The sequence below is a fragment of the Prescottella sp. GW823-FHT02E09 genome, from assembly GCF_058797375.1.
In genome coordinates this window covers 36,544-42,647 of record NZ_JBXAJP010000016.1, presented here as the reverse complement: position 1 = coordinate 42,647, position 6,104 = coordinate 36,544, and the positions used below count along the sequence as shown (strand labels likewise).

Genomic DNA, 6,104 nt, shown 5'->3' with positions numbered 1-6,104 from the left:
TCCGACAACGGGCAGCGCCTATGTGCAGTATCCGCCCGCCTCGTGGTGCGGTCCAGATCGGCAGGTCAGGCGAGGTGGCGGACCCGCCTCGCACGCAGGTGGACGATCGGCCGGCGCGAATCGGGCATGGATACTGGCACGCATGAGTGAGCGCGTCGAGGGCACCGGACCCGACAGCAACGGCGATGCCGCGGACTTCCGCGTCCACGTCGCGACCCAGGCCATCCGGCTCTTCGCCGAGCACGGCTACGAGGCCACGACGGTCGACCAGATCGCCGCGGCCGCGGGCGTCTCGCGGCGCACCTTCTTCCGGCAGTTCCGGTCCAAGGAGGACGTGATCTTCGCCGATCACGAATCGCTGCTCGACCAGGCAGCCGACCATCTCTCGCGCACCACCGAGGATCCGTGGGTGGCGGTGTGCGAGGCCGCGCGACTGGTCTTCGATCGGTTCCGGGAGAACCGTGAGCTGTCGGTGCGCCGCTACCAGGTGGTCCAGCGGGTGCCCGCGCTTCGCGACCGGGAACTCGTCACCGGGCACCGCTACGAGCGCTTGTTCACCGACTACCTACGCGGTGCCGTCCCGTCCGCGGAGCCGCTCGACGTCGTCGGGTTCGCGGCCAGCGTGACGGCGTGCCACAACTATCTGCTGCGCGCGATGATCCGCGGCGACGAGAAAGCGACCTCGAAGGAACTCCAGCGCGCGCTGGTCGAGATCCGCCGCAAGTTCGGCGCCGCCCCCCGCGACGACACCGTCCAGGCCGCGCTCTCCCCGGAGTCGGCGGACGCCCGCCCGGCGGAGGCCGTGACCGTGGTGACCTATCCGCCGGGGACGCCGCCCGCCGAGGTGGCCCGCCGGGTGCGCATGCAGCTCGAGACCACCGAGAACCGGCCTCCCTCCACCACCCCTTGACTGGCACTTAGTGCCATGCTTGACTGGGGTCATTCGTGGACAGACGTGCGCGATCGGCCGAAATACGCCGAGAGGTACGCCACAGCACGACGACGCGAACCTGGCACTGAGTGCCCCAGTCACTCGGTGCCAGCTGACCGTCGGAACCGACCGTCCCGCACACCCGAGGAGCGTCCCCATGGCCGGCAATCCCGATTTCCCCCTCTTCCAGCTGAACGAGGAGCACGACGAGCTGCGGGCAGCGATCCGCGCACTCTCCGAGAAGGAGATCGCTCCCTACGCGAAGGAAGTCGACGAGAAGGCCCGCTTCCCCCAGGAAGCACTCGACGCCCTCGTCAACTCGGGATTCAATGCCATCCACGTCCCCGAGGCCTACGACGGCCAGGGCGCCGACTCGGTCGCCGCATGCATCGTCATCGAGGAGGTCGCCCGCGTCTGTGGTTCGTCCTCGCTGATCCCCGCCGTCAACAAGCTCGGCACGATGGGCCTGATCCTCAAGGGCTCCGAGGAGCTCAAGGCCCAGGTGCTCCCGGACATCGCCGGCGGCAAGATGGCGTCGTACGCACTGTCCGAGCGTGAGGCCGGCTCCGACGCCGCCGCGATGCGCACCCGTGCGAAGGCGGACGGCGACAGCTGGGTCCTCAACGGCTCCAAGTGCTGGATCACCAACGGCGGCCAGTCCACGTGGTACACCGTCATGGCCGTGACCGATCCCGACAAGGGCGCCAACGGCATCTCCGCGTTCATGGTCCACAAGGACGACGAGGGCTTCGTCGTGGGACCGCTCGAGCACAAGCTGGGCATCAAGGGCTCCCCCACCGCCGAGCTGTACTTCGAGAACTGCCGCATTCCGGGCGACCGGATCATCGGCGAGCCGGGCACCGGCTTCAAGACCGCGCTCGAGACCCTCGACCACACCCGGCCGACGATCGGTGCACAGGCACTCGGTCTCGCGCAGGGCGCATTCGACGCGGCACTGGCCTACACCAAGGACCGCAAGCAGTTCGGCACGTCCATCGCGTCGTTCCAGAACACCCAGTTCATGCTCGCCGACATGGCGATGAAGATCGAGTCGGCCCGTCTCATGGTCTACACCGCGGCGGCCCGTGCCGAGCGCGGCGAGAAGAACCTCGGTTTCATCTCCGCCGCCGCGAAGTGCCTGGCCTCGGACGTCGCAATGGAGGTCACCACCAACGCCGTCCAGCTGTTCGGCGGCGCCGGCTACACCACCGACTTCCCGGTCGAGCGCATGATGCGCGATGCCAAGATCACCCAGATCTACGAGGGCACCAACCAGATCCAGCGAGTGGTGATGTCACGCGCACTGCTCAAGTGACGAACAGTTCCGCTGCGACGGTTTCCAGCCCGAGATCCCCGGCGTTCAATGGGGGTGCAGCACCTTCGGTGCCGCAGTAGGTGACAGCACGGTTCGAACCGGGAGCTGCTGCACGCACGCCGTTCGGGGGCCGGTGCCGTGACCGACGCAGAGGAGTTGGTTCACATGGGATCGATCAGCATTCTCGGGGAACTGGTGGACGTGTTGGCCCAGTTGATGGCCCTCATGGGCGGTCAAGGAAACGGCGGGACCGGAGGCTTGGGCGGCCTCGGGGGTGGTGGTCTCGGCGGTGGCGGCCTCGGAGGTGGCAGCCTCGGCAGTTGACGGTTCGACTCCACCCACATCCGTCACCCCGGCATCGGAGCTTCCGGCGCCGGGGTGACGGATGCGGGGTGAGGGCTACGGGCCCGTGGATAGCAGAATGACCCCGGACAGAGCACGTCGACCGACGGGCGACGTGAAGAGACGACAGTGGAGATTCGACTGTGGAGCTAGTGGGTGTGATCGGCGGCGGCACGATGGGTGCCGGCATTGCCGAGGTTTGTGCCAAGGCCGGAAGCTCGGTCCTGGTCCTCGAGACCAAGCAGGAGTACGCCGACGCGGCGCAGGCGCGTATCGCGAACTCGATCGGCCGCGGCGTCGCCCGGGGCAAGATCACCCAGGAGGAGGCGGACGCTGCTGTCGCCCGCGTCCGGGTGACCCTCGACATCGAGGATTTCGCGGACCGTGATCTGGTGATCGAGGCCGCCCCGGAGATCGAGGCGCTCAAGGCCGAGATCTTCGGCAAGCTCGACAAGATCGTGAAGCCGTCGGGCATCCTCGCGACCAACACCTCCTCGATCCCGGTCATCAAGATCGCGAACGCCACGCAGCGTCCGTCGCAGGTCGTCGGTGTGCACTTCTTCAACCCGGTGCCGGTCATGCCGCTGGTGGAGATCGTGGTCAGCCTGGTCACGTCGGAGGAAACCGTTGCGGCCGTGACGGAGTTCGCCCGCGACACCCTGGGCAAGAAGGCCGTCCGGGCCGGTGACCGCGCCGGCTTCATCGTCAACGCGCTGCTCATCCCGTACCTGTGCGATGCCGTCCGCATGCTCGAGTCGGGCTACGCGACCGCCGAGGACATCGACGACGCGATGAAGGGCGGCTGCGGCTACCCGATGGGCCCGCTCACGCTGCTCGACACCGTCGGCCTCGACGTGGCACTGGCCGCGGCCGAGTCGCTGTACGCCGAGTTCGGCCAGCCCAACTACGCCCCGCCGGCCCTGCTGCGCCGCAAGGTCGACGCCGGACACCTCGGCAAGAAGGTCGGCCAGGGCTTCTACAGCTACAAGTAGTCCTCAGCCGGATAAGCGCCCCATCGCCTCCCGAAGGCGTTGGGGCGCTTTCTGTTTACGCAGCCCAGTCGACAGCTGGGCCGTCCGGACCAACGCGAACGACCTCCGATCCACTCCCGGCGACCCGGCCGGGATGTGGAGCGGAGGTGTGGTTCGGCAGTCGATCAGCTGAAGGCGTTCAGCGCGCCGACCAGGCCGAGGATGGCCGCGGCGCCGGACAGGACGCCACCGATGCCGCTGATGACCGGCTGGATCTGCTTGATCAGGGCGAGATCAGCGTCGGAAGAACCCATGACAAAACTCCTCACAGTGAATGTGTATGTACGCGCCCTTTGCGCGTCCGATGTGCTGCACGGCGCTCACGACAGTACGCAACGCAGCCGGGCAGAGATTCTGTGAGACAGCCGATTTCGCTTCCGACCAGCTCGAATCTCCGTGAGTAATATTCACGTGACCCGGCAACGGCCCGAGAACGGCAGGGTGTCCGGCAGGAAAACAGTGGTGGTCGGTTCGGGGCGATCGAGTGCGCAGATAGCATTCGGGCATGAGAGCAGAACTCGAGCCGGATATGACGACGGCCGAAAGGCTCTATCCGCAGGTACTCGACCTGATCCGGGGCCACCTCGGACTGTTGGACGCGGACGGTGACCCGGACGGCGCAGCCGGCCGCGCCGTCGTCGACGAGATCACGGCGATCACCGGCAACGCGATCACGGCCCACGCCATCGAGTTCGCATTCGAGGTGGAGGGACCGGAGGTTCTCGCCTTCCGGACCTGTCTGCCCGCGCCGAGCCGCATCTCCGACATCGACGCCGCCGAACTCACCGAACTCCTGGCACGAGCCCGGGTGGCCTCCCTGGAGATATCCGACGACTTCGCGGGCACGTTCGGCATCTACCTCACGGACTGGTACCGGGAGTTGCTCGCCCACAACTACCCGGCGTACCGCCCCACGCTGTTCAATCGGTACGAGCGCGACGGCCGGTACGTCGACCCGACGACGGCGGAGATCGTCGCGCAGCTGACGAAGCGGTGACGGCGACCTGTGTGTGCCCGGGCCGGTGATCCGGCCCGGGCACACCAGATCACTCGTCGACGACCGAGATCCGCCCCTCGACGGCGGCGCGGGCGATGGAGTCCTGCATCGCCGGGCAACTGCGCGCCAGCGATGCAGGATCGGTGGCACCCCCACCCAGTTCCCGGCACGCCGCCCGCGCCTCGGCGGTCCACTGGACCGCAGTGTGCTGCCAGCTGTTCTTCGTCACGAGCACGTGGCCGCCGCACCGGTCGCAATCGACGGGCTGCACGGCTACACCGTTTCCGCGGCGGCGCGACGGGTGAGGTTGTCGGCGACTTCCCGCTTCCATGCCTCGACGGGTTTGGTGGTGTCGAGTTCGAACTCGAAGCGGTCCACCATGTCCGGGGTGACGTCGGCGACGTCGACGTAGAACTGCTCGTACCAGCGGCGCAGCTGGTAGACCGGGCCGTCCTCGTTGGTCAGCAGCGGGTTGTCGATGCGGGTCTTGTTCTTCCAGATCTCGATGTCCTGCTCGAACCCGATACCGATGTAGCCGATCATCGCGTCGACCAGCTGGTCGGCGATCTCGGCGGGCACCTGCTCGGTCTTCTTCACCGAGATGCCGTACATGAGCACGAACTGGTTCGGGGAGATCGGGTAGTGGCAGTTGATCAGCACGGACTCGACGTCGTACTTGTCGTAGTGGTAGATCAGGTCGTCGATCATGAACGAGGGCCCGTGGTACGCGGCAACGGAGGTGTTGCCCACCAACTTCGGGACATCCGGATCGGTCCACTCGGTGACGTCGTCGCGGCCGACACCCTTCTGTTCCTGGATCGCGACGTGGCCCTCGAAGATGTTCTTGAAGTAGGTGGGGAACGAGTAGTGCACGTAGAAGAAGTGCGCCATGTCCACGACGTTGTCGATGATCTCGCGGCAGTTGGTGTCGATGACGATCGCCTTCCACTGCCAGTCGGTCCATTCGGCGTCCACCGCCCGGATCGCGGGGATCGCGACCTCCGGCGGCGGCGGATTGCCCTCGGGGTCGTTCCACACGAACAGCAGATCGTCCTGTTCCATCGTGGTCCATGCGCGGGTCTTCGCGACCGGCGGGACCCGGCGGGCGTAGGGGATGTCGGTGCACTTGCCGTTGCCGGCCCAGCGCCAGTCGTGGAACGGGCACGCCACGGTGTCGCCTTTGATCTCGCCCTGGCTCAGGTCGCCACCCATGTGACGGCAGTACGCGTCGAGGATCTTCAGATCACCCTTGCTGTCGGCGAACACGACGAGCTTGGTGCCGAAGGCCTCGACGGAATGCGGCTTGCCGTCCTTGAAGTCGGCAACGAGACCGAGGCAATGCCAGCCGCGCGCGAAGCGCGCCGGGGGCGCGCCGGTCTCGATGATGCGGATCTCGTCGGTGATGCCGGCAGCCGCTGAGGGCACTGGGGTCATGGTCAGTCCTTTCGTTGCGCGGGGCACGCATACGGGCTGTGCGTGCACCCCGCT

General features: G+C 67.0%; 8 protein-coding genes. 5 read left to right on the top strand and 3 right to left on the bottom strand.

The window, feature by feature from the left end:
• The first annotated feature begins 142 nt into the window (after nucleotides 1–142).
• The 4 genes from AC1RIF_RS26775 to AC1RIF_RS26760 all read left to right on the top strand — a co-directional run bounded on the left by AC1RIF_RS26775 (nucleotide 143) and on the right by AC1RIF_RS26760 (nucleotide 3,580).
• Nucleotides 143–910: a TetR family transcriptional regulator gene (locus AC1RIF_RS26775; protein WP_492604418.1), complete on the top strand. Its 768-nt coding sequence runs from the start codon at nucleotides 143–145 to the stop codon at nucleotides 908–910.
• A 178-nt stretch (nucleotides 911–1,088) separates the two neighbouring features.
• Entirely contained in the window at nucleotides 1,089–2,246 is a 1,158-nt protein-coding gene (locus tag AC1RIF_RS26770; protein WP_492604417.1) for an acyl-CoA dehydrogenase, read from the top strand.
• Between the two features lie 165 nt (nucleotides 2,247–2,411).
• Complete coding sequence (locus AC1RIF_RS26765) at nucleotides 2,412–2,570, top strand: hypothetical protein (protein WP_492604416.1); 159 nt, start codon at nucleotides 2,412–2,414, stop codon at nucleotides 2,568–2,570.
• A gap of 161 nt (nucleotides 2,571–2,731) precedes the next feature.
• Nucleotides 2,732–3,580, top strand: coding sequence for a 3-hydroxybutyryl-CoA dehydrogenase (locus AC1RIF_RS26760; protein WP_492604415.1), 849 nt, complete (start codon nucleotides 2,732–2,734; stop codon nucleotides 3,578–3,580).
• Between the two features lie 164 nt (nucleotides 3,581–3,744).
• On the opposite strand, the gene AC1RIF_RS26755 is transcribed toward AC1RIF_RS26760, so the two are convergent.
• Nucleotides 3,745–3,873, bottom strand: a complete 129-nt coding sequence (locus AC1RIF_RS26755) for a hypothetical protein (RefSeq protein ID WP_031937808.1) — start codon at nucleotides 3,871–3,873, stop codon at nucleotides 3,745–3,747.
• Between the two features lie 251 nt (nucleotides 3,874–4,124).
• Here AC1RIF_RS26755 and AC1RIF_RS26750 point away from each other — a divergent pair, with 251 nt between their 5' ends.
• Nucleotides 4,125–4,616: a hypothetical protein gene (locus AC1RIF_RS26750; protein WP_492604414.1), complete on the top strand. Its 492-nt coding sequence runs from the start codon at nucleotides 4,125–4,127 to the stop codon at nucleotides 4,614–4,616.
• Between the two features lie 49 nt (nucleotides 4,617–4,665).
• On the opposite strand, the gene AC1RIF_RS26745 is transcribed toward AC1RIF_RS26750, so the two are convergent.
• Nucleotides 4,666–4,887, bottom strand: a complete 222-nt coding sequence (locus AC1RIF_RS26745) for a hypothetical protein (RefSeq protein ID WP_492604413.1) — start codon at nucleotides 4,885–4,887, stop codon at nucleotides 4,666–4,668.
• A gap of 2 nt (nucleotides 4,888–4,889) precedes the next feature.
• Nucleotides 4,890–6,050: a 3-ketosteroid-9-alpha-monooxygenase, oxygenase component gene (locus AC1RIF_RS26740; RefSeq protein WP_492604412.1), complete on the bottom strand. Its 1,161-nt coding sequence runs from the start codon at nucleotides 6,048–6,050 to the stop codon at nucleotides 4,890–4,892.
• Between the last annotated feature and the right edge of the window lie 54 nt (nucleotides 6,051–6,104).

What these genes read in the sequence shown, in the direction of transcription:
- AC1RIF_RS26775 (WP_492604418.1), top strand. Translation starts at nt 143, where the DNA reads ATGAGTGAGCGCGTCGAGGGCACCGGACCCGACAGCAACGGCGATGCC.
- AC1RIF_RS26770 (WP_492604417.1), top strand. Translation starts at nt 1,089, where the DNA reads ATGGCCGGCAATCCCGATTTCCCCCTCTTCCAGCTGAACGAGGAGCAC.
- AC1RIF_RS26765 (WP_492604416.1), top strand. Translation starts at nt 2,412, where the DNA reads ATGGGATCGATCAGCATTCTCGGGGAACTGGTGGACGTGTTGGCCCAG.
- AC1RIF_RS26755 (WP_031937808.1), bottom strand. Translation starts at nt 3,873, where the DNA reads ATGGGTTCTTCCGACGCTGATCTCGCCCTGATCAAGCAGATCCAGCCG.
- AC1RIF_RS26750 (WP_492604414.1), top strand. Translation starts at nt 4,125, where the DNA reads ATGAGAGCAGAACTCGAGCCGGATATGACGACGGCCGAAAGGCTCTAT.
- AC1RIF_RS26740 (WP_492604412.1), bottom strand. Translation starts at nt 6,050, where the DNA reads ATGACCCCAGTGCCCTCAGCGGCTGCCGGCATCACCGACGAGATCCGC.